The organism is Rhodococcus sp. CX (assembly GCF_015865005.1).
GTDB lineage: Bacteria > Actinomycetota > Actinomycetes > Mycobacteriales > Mycobacteriaceae > Rhodococcus.
On the sequence record NZ_JADZGH010000107.1, the window covers coordinates 26378 to 43149 of the forward strand.

Genomic DNA, 16772 nt, shown 5'->3' on the forward strand with positions numbered 1-16772 from the left:
CACCAGCAGCGCCGCGCAGTCACCCCACGCGGTCATCGCCCGGTCGCGCAGCGCGGCGAGTTTCGCGCGGTCGCGCAGCAGGTCGACGGCGGAGAACCGGGCCGCGCCCCGCACGATCCCGGCGACCACCGGATCCAACCCGACATCCTCGTGATCGGAACCTTCGGCCTCGACGAACTCACCGACCGCATCCCACCGCTGCGCGACGAGCGCCCCGTCGTACAGCAAGCGGGCGGCGGCGAGGAAGTCGTCCAGGTCGATCTCGACGATCGTGAACCCGGCCGCCCGCGCCTGCTCGACGGCGGCGCCGAACGCGGCGCGCCACCGTTCGTCGAGTTCCGGAAGGTCGCGGGGCACGGCGAGCGCGGCACCGGGCGCCGCGGCCAGCGGCACGTCCGCCGGCCACGACCGGCCGCCGGGGGCGGTCGCCATGATCGCGACCGCGCGTTCGGCGGACGGAAGGTCGCGGGCGAAGATCGTCACGCAGTCGTACTCGGCGCAGGCCGGCACCACCCCCGTGGTCGCGACCGCCCCGACCGTCGGTTTGATCCCGACGATCCCCTGGAACGCGGCCGGGACCCGGCCGGAACCGGCGGTGTCGGTGCCGATCGCGATGTCCACGATCCCGAGCGCGACCGCGACCGCGGACCCGGACGACGACCCGCCGGAGACGTACTCGGGCCGCCGCGCGTCGCGGACCGCCCCGTACGGGCTGCGGGTTCCGACGAGCCCGGTGGCGAACTGGTCGAGGTTGGTCTTGCCGACGACGACGGCGCCGGCCGCCCGCAGTGCCGCGACCGCGGCGGCATCGGCGTCGGGGACGTAGCTGTAGCCGGGGCAGGCGGCGGTCGTGGGCAGGCCCGCGACGTCGACGTTGTCCTTCACGGCCAGCAGGACGCCCGCGAGTTCCCCACCGCGACGCAATGATTCGGCGTACTCGGCGGTGACATCGGCTTCGTCGCGCAGGTGCACGAACACCTCGGGGCGATCCGCCTCGCGCAGTCGCGCGTAGGCCTGTGTCACACGGTCGGTCATGCTGCCGCCTTTCCGAGTCGGGTGCCGCGGGAGAGTTCGCCGTCCGCTTCCCAGCGGGCGCGTTCCTCGTCGCGGGCCGCTTCCATTGTCGCGCGAACCGCACCGATCGAGTCGGCTTCGCGCTCGAGGAACGCGAGGTGCTCGGCGAGGGAGAATTCGCCCTCGGTGATGTCGACGCGGCCGCGTCCGGCGGCGGTGTCGGCGCGCAGGTCGAGCAGTTCCTCGGCGGAGACGGGGTACCAGGAGATGCGGTCGAAGAACCGCAGCAGCCACGGGTGTTCGGGTTCGAATCCGCCTGCGCCCTCGGGGAATCGGTGGTTCCACACCTGGGTGGTGCGGCCCACGAACTGGTAGCCGCCGGGGCCTTCCATCCCGTAGATGCACAGGTAGGCGCCGCCGATGCCGACCGCGTTCTCCGGGGTCCAGGTGCGGGCCGGGTTGTATTTGGTGGTGACGAGCCGGTGCCGGGGATCGAGCGGGGTCGCCACGGGCGCACCGAGATACACGTCGCCGAGACCGAGCACGAGGTAGGACGCGTCGTACACGGTCTTGTACACGTCGTCGACCGAATCCAGGCCGTTCATGCGGCGGATGAACTCGATGTTCCACGGGCACCACGGGGCATCGGCGCGCACTCCGTGCATGTAACGTTCGGTGGCCAGTCGCGTGGACGGGTCGTCCCAGCTCAGCGGCAGCCGCACGGTGCGACTGGGGACGACGAGCCGGTCCGCGGCGGGCAGCGCCGCCTCCGTCTCGAGCACGGCACCGAGCACCGAGCGGGTGTTCGTCACCGTCGGATCGAATTTCACTTGCAGGGAACGGATTCCGGGGGTCAGATCGACGAGGCCGCGCAGCCCGGCCTGCTCGAGGGCGGTCTGCAGCGCGTGCACGCGGGCACGCAGCACCAGGTCCAGCGACATGGTGCCGTACTCGACGAGGATGTTGTCGTCGCCGCTGCGTCGCACCGTCACCGATGTGGTGCCGTCCGCGGTCGCGCCGCGGTGCAGCACACCGTCGTCGCCGTCGCCGATACCGCCGACGACGGGCACCGCCGCGCGGCGGGCGGGTCCGAACACCTTGGGCGAGGCGACGTTCGCGGCGCGCACCGGGACGAAGCGCAGCCTGTCGCCGGGAGCGAGCTGCCCCATCTTCCAGCGGTCGGCGGTGACGACGGTGACCGGGCAGACGAAGCCGCCGAGGCTCGGTCCGTCGGGGCCGAGCAGGATCGGGGTGTCGCCGGTGAAGTCGAGGGCACCGACCGTGTAGGGGGTGTCGTGGATGTTCGACGGGTGCAGGCCCGCTTCCCCGCCGTCGGGTCGCGCCCACGTGGGCTTGGGTCCGATGAGGCGGACGCCGGTGCGGTCGGAGTTGTGGTGGACGGCGTACGCGGTGCCGTAGAGGGTGTCGATGTCCTTGCGGGTGAAGAACTCCGGCGCTCCGTGCGGCCCTTCGGTGACCGCGATGGTCCAGTCGTGGCCGATCGCGGGGATCTCCTCGGCGGTGAGGCGCCGCGGCGTTCCGGTGGACGTACCGAGCGGCAGCGCGTCGCCGTCGGCGAGCACCCGCCCGGAGACGCCGCCGAACTTGCCGAGGGTGAACGTCGCCCCGGACCCGAGGTAGGGGTCGACGTCGATGCCGCCGGCGACGGCGATGTAGACGCGCAGACCTGCACCGGTGACGGCGCCGACGTCGAGGACCCCGCCCGCCGGGACGGTGACCGGTGTCCACTGCGGGACGGGACGGCCGTCGACGGTGACCGTGGCGGCCGCGCCGGTGACCGCGACCGTGGTCTCGGCGTCGAAGCGCAGGCGCGGGCCGGCCATGGTGGCCTCGAGTCCGGCGGTGCCCTCGTCGTTGCCGACCGCGAGGTTCGCGAGACGGAACGACAGGTCGTCCATCGGACCGGACGGCGGGACGCCGATCTTCCAGTAGCCGACGCGTCCGGGCCAGTCCTGGACGGTGGTGAGCGGTCCGGGACGCAGGACGGTGCAGGTCGCGCTCATGGGTCAGGCCTCCGGTCGGGTGACGATCATCTGCACGGCGGTGGGGTCGAATCCGTTGCAGGGGTTGTTGATCTGCGGGCAGTTGGACACGAGCACGAGGGTGTCGATCTCGGCGCGCAGCGCGAGCCGGCGACCGGGTGCGGACAGTCCGTCGACGATGCCGAGGGTGCCGTCCGGGTCGACCGGCACGTTCATGAAGAAGTTGACGTTGCCGACCAGATCCCGTTTGCCCAGGCCGTATTTCGCGCCCTCGGCGAGAAAGTTCTCGACGCACGCGTGCTGGTGGCGGGTGTGGTGGCCGTAGCGCAGGGTGTTCGATTCCTGCGAGCAGGCCCCGCCGATGGTGTCGTGGTTGCCGACCTCGTCGGCGACGATCGTCATCATCGGGTTGCCCTCCTGGTCGCGGATCACCGATCCGGTGGTCAGGAACAGCGAGCGCTGCGCGGTGATGGTGGCCTGGGCGCTGTAGCGGATCGTGGTGTCCGCGGCGCCGTAGAACAGGGTGTCGACGGCCTGGTTGCCGTACAGGTCGACGATGGTGAGCACGTCACCGGCGGCGACGATCGCCGACCACGGGCCGCGGGGCGCGACCGTCTCGTCGAGGATCACGGTGCCGGGGACGAGGGGTGCGGGGGCGGTGGTGGCGGTCATGCGAGATTCCCTTCGGTCGGCAGGGCGGCGGCGTGGACGTCTTCGGTGTTGCGGTGCGCGCGGTCGTATTCGGGCCCGATCTCGGCGGCGCGGGCGGCGAGTGCGGCGAGGTCGGCGGGCGCGCGCCAGGCGAGCAGTTCGATCGTGGTGGTGTCGAAGGTGGGCGATTCGTCGAGGGGGTGCGCGGTGTTCGCGACCGCGACGATCAGCGGAAGGTGGAGCAGCAGTTCGACACTCGCACCCGGTCCGGCGTTGCCGGTGGGAACCAGGGTGCCGTCCTCGTCGGCCCGCACCCCGTGGAAGAACGAGACGGTCGGGGCGACGTCGCGGGGACCGAGGCCGTGCTTGAGGGCGGCGAGGGTGAGCAGTTCCCGTCCGGCCGGGGAGTCGGAGTGCACCGAGCCGTCGCCGTAGCGGGCGGTGTTGCCGACGGCGGTGGTGGTGCCGCACAGCGCGTCGTGTCGGCCGGACGTGTCGGCGACGATCGTCGCGAGGACGCGGCCCTGGTCGTCGAGGAGGGGGTGGTCGACGCCGAGGTACGCCTGCCACGGCACCTTGACGGTGTCGGCGATGTTGAGCCGCTCCCAGGGGGCGTCGGCGCGCCAGAGCATCAGGTGGGCGCAGCCGCGGCCGTCGAGGTCGGTCAGCCGCAGCCGGGTGCCGCGGGCGAGCACCTTGGAGGTGTAGCGGCCGCCGGGCACGGTCTCGGCCCACACCAGTGCGTCGGCGTCGACTCCGGCGGGCGGGTTCGGCCAGGCGGAGGCGGGGACGACGGGCATGGGGCCGTCGTGCTGCCCGGCCTGGGAGCGGGCGTGGTCGCGGGCTGCGGTGGTGGTGGCGGTCATGGTGACTCCTGGAGAAAGCGGGCGGTCAGAGCGAGCGGACGGGGCGCGGGTGGGTCCGGCCGCGGGGGAAGCACAGGATGCCGAGGGCGACGATCGCGACGATGGAGATCGGTCCGGCCCAGCGCAGGATCGGGGTGTCGCCCGCCGGGTCGAAGATCTCGGCGCGCGGCCACGACAGGTTCACGACCATCACCAGCCCGTAGAGCACGGCCAGGGCGTTGACGAGCACACCCCAGCGGCCCAGGGAGAACAGCGGCCGACCCTCGGCGTCGGTGCCGCCGTCGCCGGAGACCCAGCCGCCGGTCAGCCGCCGGTACAGCATCGGGGCGGTCACCAGCAGGTAGGCGAGGTAGATCGCGATGATGCACACGCTGGCCAGGGTCGAGAAGATCGCCGAGTTACCGACGTTGAGCAGCAGCACCGCGACGCAGGCGAGGCCGACGACGATGGACGGGGCGATGGGGGTGCCGGTGCGGCGGTTGACGGTCGCGAGGGTCTTGGAGAACGGGAGGCGTTCGTCGCGGGCCATCGAGAACATCAGGCGGGACGCGGCGGTCTGGATCGCGAGGGTGCAGATGAGGATCGCGATGGCGACGTCGACGAGCAGCACGGTGCCCCACGGCGAGGACAGCACGGTGTCGAGCACGTACGGCAGGCCTTCGGCGGCGAGACGGCCGTCGGTGAGGCTGGGTGCGGCCATGAGCGCGCCGAGGATCATGAGGCCGCCGCCGAGTGCGGACACGCTCAGCGCCATGCGGATGGTGCGCGGGGCGACGCGGCGGGGGTCGCGGGTCTCCTCGGCGAGCTCGCCGGCGGAGCCGAACCCGACCATGACGTAGGCGGCCATCAGGCCGGAGGCGATCCACGCCCATCCGTAGCCGCTCTGACCTGTGTGGATGCCCGTGTCGAAAACGACCTGGGGGCCGCGCTGTGCGTGGGTGAAGAAGACGCCGATGACGGCGATGACACCGACGATCTCGCAGATGACGCCGATGGTGTTGACCCGCGCCATCCAGCGCACCCCGACGCAGTTGATCGTGGTGGTGACGACGAGCAGGACGGTGCCGAGCAGGACGGCGTTGGCGGCGCCGCTGGGCGAGGTGAGCGAGGTGTCGTCGCCGATGATCTGGAAGCCGGACCACACGGTCGGCAGCACGACCTGCAGGGCGATCGCGGCGGCGGAGGCGGTGACGATCTGCGCGAGGATCATGAACCAGCCGCCGAACCAGCCGAGCACCTCGCCGCCGAGGCGGCGGGACCACTGGTAGATCGCACCGGAGAGCGGGTAGCGGGCGGCGAGTTCGGCGAAGCACAGGGCGACGAGGAACTGGCCGGCGAACACGACGGGCCAGGTCCAGAAGAAGGCGGGTCCGGCGAACCCGAAGCCGAGGCCGAACAGCTGGAAGATCGTGGTGAGGATCGAGACGAACGAGAATCCCGCCGCGAACGAGGCGAACTTCCCGAGGGAGCGGTGGAGCTGCTGTTCGTAGCCGAATTCGGCGAGATCTACTGCGTCGCCGCCTTTTTCGGGGGGCGCTGCGGCGGGCGTCGTCAATGCCATGGTGTCCTCGATTCGCGCAACCGTCAAAACCTGTCGGGTGACAGTTTTAGGTGCGCTCATTCCTGCGCGGTGACGGCAATGTTTCGAATGGGCTACCTGTGTTGCGAACGTGTGACACGGCGTCGGTGTGTCACTATCGCTGCATGCCGACCACCACCGACCACGCGCGCCTGCGCTCCGAATTCGCCCGCGGGGCAACGTCTGAGCACATCGCGGCCGAATGGTCGCGGCTGTGCGTCGACGAACTGCGCACCGCCCTCGACGGGCGCACCGACGTTCAGGTGTGGGTCACCGGCAGCCTCGGCCGCGGCGAGGCACTGCCGGGATCCGACCTCGATGCCCTGGCCGTCACCGCGACCCCCGACGACGGTTTCGACGCCGCCGCCCTGCGCGTACCCGGGGTCATCGTCGACCCGAACGGAGCCACCCCGCTGCAACGACGACTGCGCCGCACCCCGGACGAATGGCGCGCCGCGATCACCCGTTGGGCCGCCAACCCGCTCGAGGACCGTGGCATCGTCATGATCGGACTGCTCGCCGACGCACGCCCGGTCGGTGACCGTCCCGACCCCGATCTGAGCGAGGTGCTCGCCGCGGCGATACGCACCCATCCGCGTTGCCTGAACGCGGTGCTGTCCGACGCGCTCTCCCACCGGCCGCACGTGCGTCCGGCGTTTCCGCTGGTCTCCGCCCCGAACGTCGACCTCAAGCAGGACCTGCTGACCCCCGTGCGCAAGATCGCGCGCTGGGCGGCACTCGCGGGCGGGACCGGCGGGCACGCCACCGGGGAGCGACTGACCGCGGCCCGGCCCGGCGAGTACCTCGAGGCCGACGAGATCGCCGACCTGCAGCGTTGCCACCACGAGATCCTCGACATCGTCACGCGCCGCGCTCTCTCCGGCCCCGGCATCGACGGCCCCGAGCCCCTGACCGGGTTCCGTCCCTCCGAGCGCGCCACCATCCGGTGGGTCTCGCGCACGGTCGCCGGCATCCAGCGCGTCCTCGACTATCGACTGTCCGCGTCGTCGTTCACCCGCCCGGACGGGCCGTGAACGCCGAGTACGCCGTCGCGCAGGCGATACACGCTCAGGAACTCGAAGGGTGGCGACCCGACGACGACGCCCGCGCCGCCCTCACCGCGTTCGCGACCGGAGTGCTGGGGCGCGGCGAGTACATCGCCGCCGCGGTCGCGGCGGCACGCGCGCTCGACCCGAGCGAGCAGCGACCCCGGCTGCTGCGCCGCTACCGCCCCTACTACGTGCGCGGAACATCCGTGCTGCGCAACGGAATCGGACTCGCCAATCCGGCAGCGCTGGCGGAGGCCGAGCATCGCGTGTGCGCAGCGCGGATCGCCGAGATCCACCTGGGGGCGGTCGTGCCGGACGTTCCGCTCGTCGCGTCGATCCACCAGCACCTGTTCGGCGACGTCTATCCGTGGGCCGGGCAGCAGCGCATCGTCGACCTGCGCAAGGCCGACGCGAGGTTCCTGCCGGTTCCGCATCTCGCAGCGCGCACGGCGGCACTCGAGGCCGGCGCCGCCACCCTCTGCCCCACCGAATTCATCTCGGCCGCAGCCGCCCTCGTTGCGGATCTCGTTGCGGTGCACCCGTTCCGGGAGGGGAACGGCCGCACCGCGACGACGCTGCTCGCCGTCCTCGCCCGCCGCGCCGGGCTGCCGTTCGACCTGCGCCGCATCGACCGCACCGCGTGGATGGATGCCTCGCGGGCGGCAATGGCCGCCGCGGACAGCGAGCACCGGGTCCCCGCCGCACCGTTCGTGCCGGTCGTCGAACGAGTGGTCGGGATGTGGCAGAGTGAGGCATCGTGACCGGACCCGGACGACCGCGCCTCGTGGAGAGCCGACGCCCCGGCGCGTCGGGTCGCGAGGAAATCCTCGATGCCGCAGGCGAATTGTTCGTCACGCGGGGTTTCGCCGCGACCTCGACCCGCGCGATCGCCGACTCGGTGGGGATCCGGCAGGCGTCGCTCTACCACCACTTCCCCACCAAGGAATCGATTCTCGCGGCGCTGCTCGATTCGACGGTCGAGCCGTCGCTGCGGTACGCGCGCACCCTCGCCGAGCTGGGCGGCGATCCCGCGCTGCTGCTGTGGGCCCTGACGGCGGGCGACTCGTGGAATCTACTGACGGACCGGTCCAATCTGGGCCGGCTGTACCTGATTCCGGAGGCGGATGCGCCGGGCTTGTCCGCGTTCCACGCCAAACGTCGCGAATTGCACGGCATCTACCGGACTCTCGCGGCGCAGGTCGTCGCGGACCCGAAGGATCCGCGGTGCGCACTGCCGGCGCGGGTCACCGAATCGGTGATCGCGATCCGCGCCGACGACCCGACGATCGCCGCCCCCGCCGACGGTCCGCTGCCGGCGCCGGCGGGGCTCGTCGCCGACAGCGCGCTGCGCATCCTGGGCATCGAACCGACCGACACACTCCGGGCGGCCGGCACCGAACTGGTGGCCGCCCATCGCCACGCCGCCCCATCCCCGGGCGACGACCGGCCGGAGTGAAGGTCTCCGTCACCCGGTCGAACAAACCTGCTCCTCACCGTCGGGCCGCCGGTCAGAGCCCGACGGCAGCGTAGGCCGGGGAAACCCGGCGATCACCTTTCTCGCCCGTCGGGTGCGCGCCGCCCCGCCACTCTTGCGGTGGACGCCCGGCTCCGGCACCGCGCTGCGCCGCATCCCAGATCGCGCGTCCGGTCTGCCGGAGCAGGGAGACGATCTCGGTCGAGCGCATCTGTTCGGTAGGGCCCCATACGCTCAGCGCTGTCGTCGCGTAGCCGGGGGGACCGATCTGGACCGCGTAGGCGACGGAATCCCGCACGATGCTGCCGCGGCTGACGCACACTCCGCGTTCACGGATCTCACGCAGTTCCCTGCGCAGGTCCGCCGCCGAACCGGAGTTCGGCCGCGGCGAACCCAGGTTGCCGGGAAGGTGATCGAGGAGCTCGTCCTCGGGAAGGCACGCGAGGAGCATCCTGCCCGCCGCCGTCAGGTGGGCGGGCTGGGTGATGCCGGGACGGCGAGGCGCCGCCCAATCCGTCCAGATTCCCTCGGTGTAGACGATGTCGGAGCCGGAAAGCGTCGCGAGGTACACGCTCGCACCGGTGGCTCTGCCGAGCCGGTTCATGTACGGCAACGCGACCCGGTGCACGGCGTCCTTGTCGAGCGCATGACTGCCGATGTCGAACAGCCGCATTCCGACGCGGTACTCGAAGCCGGTCCGGTCGAGCGCTCCCAACTCCGACAGACGCGTGAGCAACCGATGCACGGACGATCGCGGCACACCGGTTCGACGCGAGACCTGCGCCAGCGTCAAGGATTCACCACCCGAGAAGGCCTCGAGTACGGACATGATGCGGTCGACCATGGCAATGGGTGACTCGGCACGATTCGACGACTGCAAGACAACCTCCAACGTGGCACAAACTGCCTTGATTGGCAGATTATGCCACCATGTGACTACACTCACAACAGTGCAGTCGAGATCTCTCCGGCGCACCCGTCGCGTAGCCCGGACCGCCTACCGCCGGCGAGGACACGGGAGAATTCACATCGATCACCCCGATCCTGTCGTCGAAGATCACGAGAAAGGCGCGCCATGCCGAAGAGACGAGCGAGCACTCTGGCCGAGCGCCGGTATGCCGACGTGCGGTTTGCGATAGCGACGGCTGCTCGGGACTTGTTCCTCGAGAACAACTCGACCTCCGTGACCGTCGACGCCATCGCACAGCAGGCGGGGGTGTCGGTACGGACCTTCCACCGCCACTTCGCAGCGAAGGAAGACGTCGTGTCCCCCTTGTTCGAACGGTCCGCCGAGAGCCTGGTCGAGCAGTTCGATGCCTGCCCCGGCGGCAACGACGTCGTCGCCGTGATCGTGGGTGCGCTCACCGCCGAACTCGCCGACGACGCCGGCGGCTGGCGTCAACTGCTCCAGCTCCTCATGGCCTCACCCGAGTACCGCCTCCGTTGGGAATACACCGAGGATCGGCTCATCGACAGTCTCGCCGATCTGCTCGCCCGCTCCTCGATCTACGCCGACGACCGCTTCCTCCGCCGCCTCGTCGCCCAGATGATCTTCACCGCCTCCCGCGCGGCATACATGGAGTGGCTCTTCGGTGCCGAGCAGCCTCGCATCGAGGACCTGCGCGCCCTCCACATCCATGCCTTGACACCGCTGATCGAAGGGTGGCGTCCCCGCCGCGTCTGACGGTTCACCCCTGCAGACGATTCGTCGGGTCAGCGCTGCGTGCTGCCCGCATCCACCGGAAGCGCCACCGACGTGATGTACCGGGCTTCGTCCGAGGCCAGGAACAGCGACGCGTTGGCGATGTCCACGGGTTCGACCCACGGGATCGGCAGCATGTTCATCGTCCTGGCGGCCTCGGCGAACTCGTCGACCGTGGGTTCGTCCCTGTCGGGCCGGAACACCTTGCGCACCGAGGGATTCTGGATCATCGTCGTGTTCACGTTGGTCGGATGCACCGTGTTCACACGGATCCCGTACTGCGCGACCTCCCCCGACAGGGCCCGCATCAGGCCGACCACGCCGTGCTTGGCCGCGGTGTAGTGGGACACTCCGACCAAACCCCTCAGTCCCGCAATGGAACTGGTGATGACGATCGATCCTCCCCCACGTGCGATCAGGTGCTCCACCGTCGCGGTACAGGTGTGCCACACACCGGTCAGGTTCACGTCGAGCATCGTCTGCCATGCCGTGTCGTCGAGCTCGAGGGAGGGTGCCGACGACGTGATTCCCGCTGTCGCACAGACGATATCGATTCCACCGAACGCCTCCACGCTGCGATCTGCCACCTCCCGCAGCGCCTCGAGGTCGCGCACGTCGGCGATGTACGGATCCGCCTTGCGACCGAGAGCCCGCACCTGCGACACGGTTTCCTCGAGATCTTCCCGCGTCGACGGTGGAGTCGACACCGTCTCGGTCGGTCCGCACAGATCGACGGCAACGATGTCGGCGCCTTCCTGCGCGAAGCGCACGGCCTGTGCGCGCCCGATGCCCCGGGCCGCGCCCGTGATCAGCGCGACCTTGCCGTCCAAACGTCCACTCATCTCAAACCTTCTGGGTCAGACCGGCATCGACGACGAGTTGCGTGCCGGTGATGTAACGGGAGTCCTCGCTCGCCAGGAAGAGCACCGCATTGCTCACGTCCACCGGGTCCACCCATGGAACCGGCAGCAGATTGCGGGACGCGAGCACAGCGGCCGCATCGGCCTCGGTCGGGTTGTCCACGTCCGGGCACAATCTCGAGAACACCCGGCTGTTGATGATCATCGGAGTGTGCACCGACCCGGGGTGCACCGTGTTGACCCGAATCGACCGGGAACCGAGCTCGTTCGCCAGCGTGCGCGCAAGGCCGACCACGGCATGCTTGGCCGCCGAATAGTGCGACGCAGACGGAATCGCCTTGATACCCGCCGTGGAACTGACGAGAATCACCGACCCGCCACCCGCGAAATGCGCGACTCCCGCCCGGACCGTGTTCCACGTACCGGTGAGGTTCACGTCCAGCGACCGACGCCACGTCTGCGGGTCGATCGTCCACGACGGGCCGGGGACGTCGTACACACCCGCGTTCGCGACCACCACGTCGAGACCCCCGAGCGTGTTCGCTCCCCGGTCGACGGCCGCCCGCAACGCCGCCGTGTCCCGGATGTCGGCGGTCTCCGCGACGCAGGTTCGTCCGGTGGCACGGACCGCCTCTGCGGTGGCGTCGAGTTCGTGGCGCGTGTCCTCGAGGTCGAGCGCGAGCACGTCGGCCCCCGCCTGCGCCAGGGTCACACAGTGACTTCTGCCCATGCCCCCTGCCGCGCCGGTGACCAGAACACGCGAACCTGCCATCTTCTGCACTACAACGCCTTTCGTTCCGGACCGCCGAGGGCGAATCCCTTGTAACCCGCACCGGCGACCTCGTCGAGGATCTGGCCGTACGCTGCGAATCCACCGATGAACGGCATGAACACCCTCGGCTTACCGGGGATGTTGGCGCCCAGGTACCACGAGTTCGCCGAAGGGAACAGCGTTGTCGATGCCCGCTCGTTCAATTCGGCGACCCACGCGTCGACCGCATCCGAGTCGGCTTCGATGGTCACCGCACCCCGCTCGTCGACGTACTCGATGCAATCGACGATCCAATCGAGATGCTGCTCCGAGGTCAGCACCATGTTCGCCAGCGGTCCCGGGCTACCGGGACCGTTGACCAGGAACATGTTCGGAAATCCGTTCACCCCCAGCCCGAGATAGGTACGAGGGCCGGCCGCCCATTCGTCGACGAGGCGCCGGTTACCGCGACCGCGGATGTCGATCCGGCTCAACGCGCCGGTCATGGCATCGAAACCGGTTGCGTAGACGATGATGTCGAGATCGTACTGGCCCTCGGTGGTCGCGATGCCGGATTCGGTGATCCGATCGATCGGGGTGCTCTCGAGATCGACGAGGGTCACGTTGTCGCGGTTGAATGTTGCGAAATAGCCGGAATCCGTGACGATCCTCTTCGTCCCGATCGGATGATCGTCGGGAATCAGCGTCGCGGCGAGCTCCGGATCGGTCACGATCTGCCGGATCTTGTTCTCCCAGTACACACGGGCGGTGTCGTTGGCCTCGAGATCGGTCAGCTGATCGGGGAACGCCTTGCTGAACAGGACTCCGCCACGGTTCCACCACTCGTCGTAGATCCGGGTGCGTTCCTCGTCGGTGACTTCGAGCGCGCCGTGGGGGTACGGGGTGAACGGCGAACCGCCCCCGCTGAGTCTGGACAGGCGGCGTCGCTCCGCGTAGGTCGCCTTGATTTCGCGCATGGTCTCGGCATCGAAGGGACGATTGCCCGCCGGGATCGAATAGTTGGCTGTGCGCTGGAAGACGTACAGATGATCGGCTTCCTCCGCGATGAGCGGAATCGACTGCATCCCGGATGATCCCGTCCCGATGACCCCGACACGCTTACCGGCGAAGTCGACCACGTCGTGCGGCCAGCTACCGGTGTGGTACGCCTCGCCCCGGAAGTCCTCACGGCCCGGAATGTCGGGAAGGTTGGTGGCAGAAAGACATCCGGTGGCGAAGATGCAGTATCGGCCGGTGGTGACCTCACCGTCGTCGGTACGGATCCGCCACACCGAGTCGGCCTCGTCGAATTCCGCCGAGACCACCCGCGTCGAGAACCGGAAGTGACGCCACAGATCGAACCTGTCGGCGACGTGCTCGAGATAGGCGAGGATTTCCGGCTGCGTCGCAAACCGTTCCGACCAGGTCCATTCCTGTTGCAGGTCGTCGTCGAACGAGAACGAGTAGTCGACGCTCTCCACGTCGCAGCGAGCGCCCGGATACCGGTTGTGGTACCACGTGCCCCCGACTCCTCCCGCCGACTCGAACCCCTGGACCGTCAATCCGTGCCGGCACAACGTGTGCGCGGCATACATTCCGGCGACACCTGCACCGACAATCACCACGTCGACCGCGGCGCTCTTGCTGTTCACGATGGGACACCTCTTTCGAATCCGGCCGATACACGCCGGCAGGGGGACCGTGCTCGTGCCGAGACACTAGGAGCGCCTGTATCGGGGCCGAAACCGATCCTCCCGGCCAGCGGTCGCCCTGGCGGAGGCGCCGCTCCGGTCGACCTCGCATGTTGCGCATTCTCCGGCTCCGACCCGGTCTGCGCCGATATCGTCGAGGTCACCGGTATCGCTGCGGCCCACGTCGGCTACGAACTGTCGCCGGCGGTGGCCGCGGCACAGCGGCTCCGACCCGAACACGCACAACACACCTGCAGCACCGACCGAGGAACGCCCGTCATGAACCTCGCATACCGACTTCCCCAGCGGCGAAGCCTCCGCACTCTCCTGCCGGGGCCCCGCTCGACGGAACTGACCGAACGGCGCCGGCAGGCGGTCGGTGCCGGGGTGGGATCGTCCGTCCCGGTCTACGTCGCCGACGCGGACGGCGGCGTCATCGTCGACGTCGACGGGAACTCACTCATCGACCTCGGTGCCGGAATCGCCGTCACCAGCGTCGGTGCCTCCGATCCGGCTGTCGTGGAGGCAGTTCGGGAACAGGCCGGGCGATTCACCCACACCTGTTTCATGGTCACCCCGTACGAGGGGTACATCGAGGTCGCCGAGCGGCTCGCGGAACTGACCCTCGGTGACCATCCCAAGCGCACGGTGCTGTTCAACAGCGGCGCCGAAGCGGTCGAGAACGCGGTGAAGATCGCCCGCATCGCCACCGGGCGCGACGCCGTCGTGGTGTTCGATCACGCCTACCACGGCCGCACGAACCTGACGATGGCGATGACCGCGAAGAACATGCCGTACAAGCACGGTTTCGGTCCGTTCGCGCCCGAGGTGTACCGGGTGCCGATGTCCTATCCCTTCCGGGAAGGCCTCGGATACGACGGCACCCCGGTCACAGGTGAGCAGGCCGCGCGCCGCGCCGTCACGCTGATCGAGAAGCAGGTGGGCGCGGAGAACGTCGCGGCGATCGTGATCGAACCGATCCAAGGAGAGGGCGGATTCATCGTGCCCGCACCCGGTTTCCTTCCGGCACTGGCCGATTGGGCACGCGACCACGGTGTCGTGTTCGTGGCCGACGAGGTGCAGACCGGCTTCGCCCGCACCGGTAGCTGGTTCGCCTGCGAGCACGAACAGGTGGTGCCCGACCTGATGACCCTCGCCAAGGGCATCGCGGGCGGCCTGCCGCTCGCGGCGGTCACCGGGCGCGCCGACCTGCTCGACGCCGTGCACCCCGGCGGACTCGGCGGTACCTACGGCGGCAATCCGATCGCGTGCGCGGCGGCGCTCGCGACACTGGCCCGGATGCGTGATCTCGACCTGCCTGCCCGCGCCCGGCACATCGCCGACATCGCGGTGCCGCGATTGCAGGCGCTGGCCGACGAATGCGACATCGTCGGGGAGGTGCGCGGGCGCGGGGCGATGCTCGCGATCGAGTTCGTGATGCCCGGAAGTCGCGAACCCAACCCGGTCGCGACCGCTGCGGTCGCCGCGGCCGCGCTCGCCCAGGGCGTCGTGCTGCTCACGTGCGGCACCTACAGCAACGTGATCCGACTGCTGCCGCCGCTGGTGATCCCCGACGAACTGCTCGTCGAGGCGCTCGATGTGCTCGAGGACGCAGTCCGGGCGGTGTAACCCTCTCCGACGCAGACGGGAACCGTCCCCCGGTCGAGCCGAGTGTCGGTTCCCGTCAATCGGATTCGGTAGTGTCCCGGAGGTCAGGAGTCGCGCTGGTGGCGCGGCTTCCACACCACGAGGGCGTTGCTGCGCGGAATCGGGACGAGGTCGCGGCGCGCGCTGCGCAGCTGCTCGACCTCGGCGGTCAGTTCCGCGACGCGCTGCTGTAGAGCCTCGACCTGGTTGGTCAGTTCGATGACGCGCTTGATGCCCGCCAGGTTCACGCCCTCGTCCTGCGACAGGCGCTGGACCTCACGCAGCAGTTCGACGTCGCGCGGCGAGTACCGGCGACCGCCACCGCTGGTGCGGTGCGGCGTGACCAGGCCGAGCCGGTCGTAGTTGCGCAACGTCTGCGCGTGCATCCCGGCCAGTTCCGCCGCCACGGAAATGACGTACACGCGGGCGTCCGGGTCGCCAGAATGACCACGCGGCTGCCTCGGTTCCGACATCATGCACCTGCCCATCCCTCACGCGGATCGAAGCCGCTGTTCTTTTCGGCATGCAGATAGACACGCAGGGCGTCGATGGCCTGGTCGTCCAGATGCTGCGGGATCGCGACCTTGACGGTGACCAGCAGGTCGCCGGCACCACCGCTGCGCTTGGGTACGCCGCGGCCGCGCACGCGCAGCACGCGTCCGTCGGCCGTGCCCGGGGGGATCTTCAGACCCACGCGACCGTCGAGGGTCGGCACCGACACGGTCGCCCCGAGAACGAGTTCGCCGTAGCTGACCGGCAATACGAGGGTCAGGTCGTCGCCGTCACGGCCGAACACCTTGTCGGGACGCACGTGCACGGTGACGAACAGGTCGCCCGACGGCGCGCCGCGCAGTCCCGCCTCGCCCTGCCCGGCGAGCCGGATCCGGGAACCGTCCTTGATGCCCGGGGGCACTCGCACTGTGATGGTGCGGGTCCGGTTCTGGATGCCCGTGCCACGGCAGTCCTTGCACGGGCTGTCGATGATCGACCCGGTGCCGCGGCAGTCGTCGCACGGCTCCGAGAAGCCGAACGCACCCTGGTTGCGCGAGACGATCCCGCTGCCGTTGCAGTACGGGCACACCCGCGGGCTCGTGCCCGGCTCGGCGCCGCTGCCGTGGCAGGTGGTGCACGGCGCGGGGCTGGTCATGCGCAACGGCACGGTGACGCCCTGCACCGCGTCGCGGAAGTCGAGAGTCGTCTCGGTTTCGACGTCGCCGCCGCGGCGGGGACGCGTGCGGGTCGTGCCGCCGGCACCGCCACGGTTGAACAGGCCACCGAACAGGTCGCCCAGTCCGCTGTCGGCCGCGCCACCGCCGAACAAGTCGCCGATGTCGAAGTTGGTGCTGGTGAAGCCGCCACCGGCACCGGGATGGAAGCCGCCGAACCCACCGCCGCCGGACGCGAACAGCCGCCGCGTCTCGTCGTACTCCTTGCGCTTGGCGGGGTCGGACAGCACGGCGTTCGCTTCGCTGACCGCCTTGAAAC

16 protein-coding genes are annotated in these 16772 nt (G+C 69.7%); 5 read left to right on the forward strand and 11 right to left on the reverse strand.

The window, feature by feature from the left end:
* From I0Q12_RS32645 to I0Q12_RS11695, 5 genes are all read right to left on the reverse strand, one after another.
* Nucleotides 1–1035, reverse strand: a 1035-nt coding sequence (locus I0Q12_RS32645; RefSeq protein ID WP_269437599.1) for an amidase family protein, incomplete at its 3' end; no start/stop codon positions are given.
* A complete protein-coding gene (locus I0Q12_RS11680) occupies nt 1032–3038 on the reverse strand; it encodes a 5-oxoprolinase/urea amidolyase family protein (protein ID WP_197252067.1) in 2007 nt (668 codons plus the stop codon). The genes I0Q12_RS32645 and I0Q12_RS11680, both read right to left, overlap by 4 nt.
* Nucleotides 3039–3041: 3 nt before the next feature.
* Nucleotides 3042–3689: an urea amidolyase associated protein UAAP2 gene (locus tag I0Q12_RS11685; protein ID WP_197252068.1), complete on the reverse strand. Its 648-nt coding sequence runs from the start codon at nt 3687–3689 to the stop codon at nt 3042–3044.
* Nucleotides 3686–4534, reverse strand: coding sequence for an urea amidolyase associated protein UAAP1 (locus I0Q12_RS11690; RefSeq protein WP_197252069.1), 849 nt, complete (start codon nt 4532–4534; stop codon nt 3686–3688). Before I0Q12_RS11690 ends, I0Q12_RS11685 begins: the two co-directional genes overlap by 4 nt.
* A 25-nt stretch (nt 4535–4559) precedes the next feature.
* The gene (locus I0Q12_RS11695; RefSeq protein ID WP_197252070.1) at nt 4560–6095 is read right to left on the reverse strand and encodes an amino acid permease; all 1536 of its coding nucleotides are present in this window, start codon (nt 6093–6095) and stop codon (nt 4560–4562) included.
* 143 nt (nt 6096–6238) lie between these two features.
* Between I0Q12_RS11695 and I0Q12_RS11700 the strand changes: the two genes are divergently transcribed.
* Genes I0Q12_RS11700 through I0Q12_RS11710 form a run of 3 tightly spaced genes read left to right on the forward strand, consistent with a single transcriptional unit; the run spans nt 6239 to nt 8618 of the window.
* On the forward strand, nt 6239–7147 hold the full coding sequence (locus I0Q12_RS11700) for a putative nucleotidyltransferase substrate binding domain-containing protein (RefSeq protein ID WP_197252071.1): 909 nt from the start codon (nt 6239–6241) through the stop codon (nt 7145–7147).
* Complete coding sequence (locus tag I0Q12_RS34860; protein ID WP_197252072.1) at nt 7144–7923, forward strand: Fic family protein; 780 nt, start codon at nt 7144–7146, stop codon at nt 7921–7923. Before I0Q12_RS11700 ends, I0Q12_RS34860 begins: the two co-directional genes overlap by 4 nt.
* Complete coding sequence (locus I0Q12_RS11710) at nt 7920–8618, forward strand: TetR/AcrR family transcriptional regulator (protein ID WP_307846189.1); 699 nt, start codon at nt 7920–7922, stop codon at nt 8616–8618. The genes I0Q12_RS34860 and I0Q12_RS11710 overlap by 4 nt, the downstream gene beginning before the upstream one ends.
* Before the next feature lie 52 nt (nt 8619–8670).
* Here the strand turns inward: I0Q12_RS11710 and I0Q12_RS11715 are convergent, their stop codons facing one another.
* A complete protein-coding gene (locus tag I0Q12_RS11715; protein WP_197252073.1) occupies nt 8671–9516 on the reverse strand; it encodes an IclR family transcriptional regulator in 846 nt (281 codons plus the stop codon).
* Nucleotides 9517–9711: 195 nt separating this feature from the next.
* On the opposite strand from I0Q12_RS11715, the gene I0Q12_RS11720 reads away from it, so the two are divergent.
* Entirely contained in the window at nt 9712–10320 is a 609-nt protein-coding gene (locus tag I0Q12_RS11720) for a TetR/AcrR family transcriptional regulator (RefSeq protein WP_197252074.1), read from the forward strand.
* A 29-nt stretch (nt 10321–10349) separates the two neighbouring features.
* Here the strand turns inward: I0Q12_RS11720 and I0Q12_RS11725 are convergent, their stop codons facing one another.
* The 3 genes from I0Q12_RS11725 to I0Q12_RS11735 are packed head-to-tail and all read right to left on the reverse strand — an operon-like array spanning nt 10350 to nt 13601.
* Nucleotides 10350–11180 carry a mycofactocin-coupled SDR family oxidoreductase gene (locus I0Q12_RS11725; RefSeq protein ID WP_197252075.1) on the reverse strand — a complete coding sequence of 277 codons (831 nt, stop codon included), beginning with the start codon at nt 11178–11180 and terminating at the stop codon, nt 10350–10352.
* Between the two features lies 1 nt (nt 11181).
* Nucleotides 11182–11970, reverse strand: a complete 789-nt coding sequence (locus I0Q12_RS11730) for a mycofactocin-coupled SDR family oxidoreductase (RefSeq protein WP_197252076.1) — start codon at nt 11968–11970, stop codon at nt 11182–11184.
* Nucleotides 11971–11978: 8 nt separating this feature from the next.
* Nucleotides 11979–13601: an NAD(P)/FAD-dependent oxidoreductase gene (locus I0Q12_RS11735; RefSeq protein WP_307846190.1), complete on the reverse strand. Its 1623-nt coding sequence runs from the start codon at nt 13599–13601 to the stop codon at nt 11979–11981.
* A gap of 318 nt (nt 13602–13919) precedes the next feature.
* On the opposite strand from I0Q12_RS11735, the gene gabT reads away from it, so the two are divergent.
* Nucleotides 13920–15269, forward strand: a complete 1350-nt coding sequence (gene gabT / locus I0Q12_RS11740) for a 4-aminobutyrate--2-oxoglutarate transaminase (protein ID WP_197252077.1) — start codon at nt 13920–13922, stop codon at nt 15267–15269.
* An 83-nt stretch (nt 15270–15352) separates the two neighbouring features.
* Here the strand turns inward: gabT and I0Q12_RS11745 are convergent, their stop codons facing one another.
* A complete protein-coding gene (locus I0Q12_RS11745; RefSeq protein WP_197252087.1) occupies nt 15353–15760 on the reverse strand; it encodes a heat shock protein transcriptional repressor HspR in 408 nt (135 codons plus the stop codon).
* On the reverse strand, nt 15760–16772 hold a 1013-nt coding region (gene dnaJ / locus I0Q12_RS11750), incomplete at its 5' end, for a molecular chaperone DnaJ (RefSeq protein ID WP_197252078.1). The genes dnaJ and I0Q12_RS11745, both read right to left, overlap by 1 nt.

Coding starts and splice junctions, on each gene's coding strand:
- I0Q12_RS11680 (WP_197252067.1), bottom strand. CDS start 3,038: ATGAGCGCGACCTGCACCGTCCTGCGTCCCGGACCGCTCACCACCGTC.
- I0Q12_RS11685 (WP_197252068.1), bottom strand. CDS start 3,689: ATGACCGCCACCACCGCCCCCGCACCCCTCGTCCCCGGCACCGTGATC.
- I0Q12_RS11690 (WP_197252069.1), bottom strand. CDS start 4,534: ATGACCGCCACCACCACCGCAGCCCGCGACCACGCCCGCTCCCAGGCC.
- I0Q12_RS11695 (WP_197252070.1), bottom strand. CDS start 6,095: ATGGCATTGACGACGCCCGCCGCAGCGCCCCCCGAAAAAGGCGGCGAC.
- I0Q12_RS11700 (WP_197252071.1), top strand. CDS start 6,239: ATGCCGACCACCACCGACCACGCGCGCCTGCGCTCCGAATTCGCCCGC.
- I0Q12_RS11720 (WP_197252074.1), top strand. CDS start 9,712: ATGCCGAAGAGACGAGCGAGCACTCTGGCCGAGCGCCGGTATGCCGAC.
- I0Q12_RS11725 (WP_197252075.1), bottom strand. CDS start 11,180: ATGAGTGGACGTTTGGACGGCAAGGTCGCGCTGATCACGGGCGCGGCC.
- I0Q12_RS11730 (WP_197252076.1), bottom strand. CDS start 11,970: ATGGCAGGTTCGCGTGTTCTGGTCACCGGCGCGGCAGGGGGCATGGGC.
- gabT (WP_197252077.1), top strand. CDS start 13,920: ATGAACCTCGCATACCGACTTCCCCAGCGGCGAAGCCTCCGCACTCTC.
- I0Q12_RS11745 (WP_197252087.1), bottom strand. CDS start 15,760: ATGTCGGAACCGAGGCAGCCGCGTGGTCATTCTGGCGACCCGGACGCC.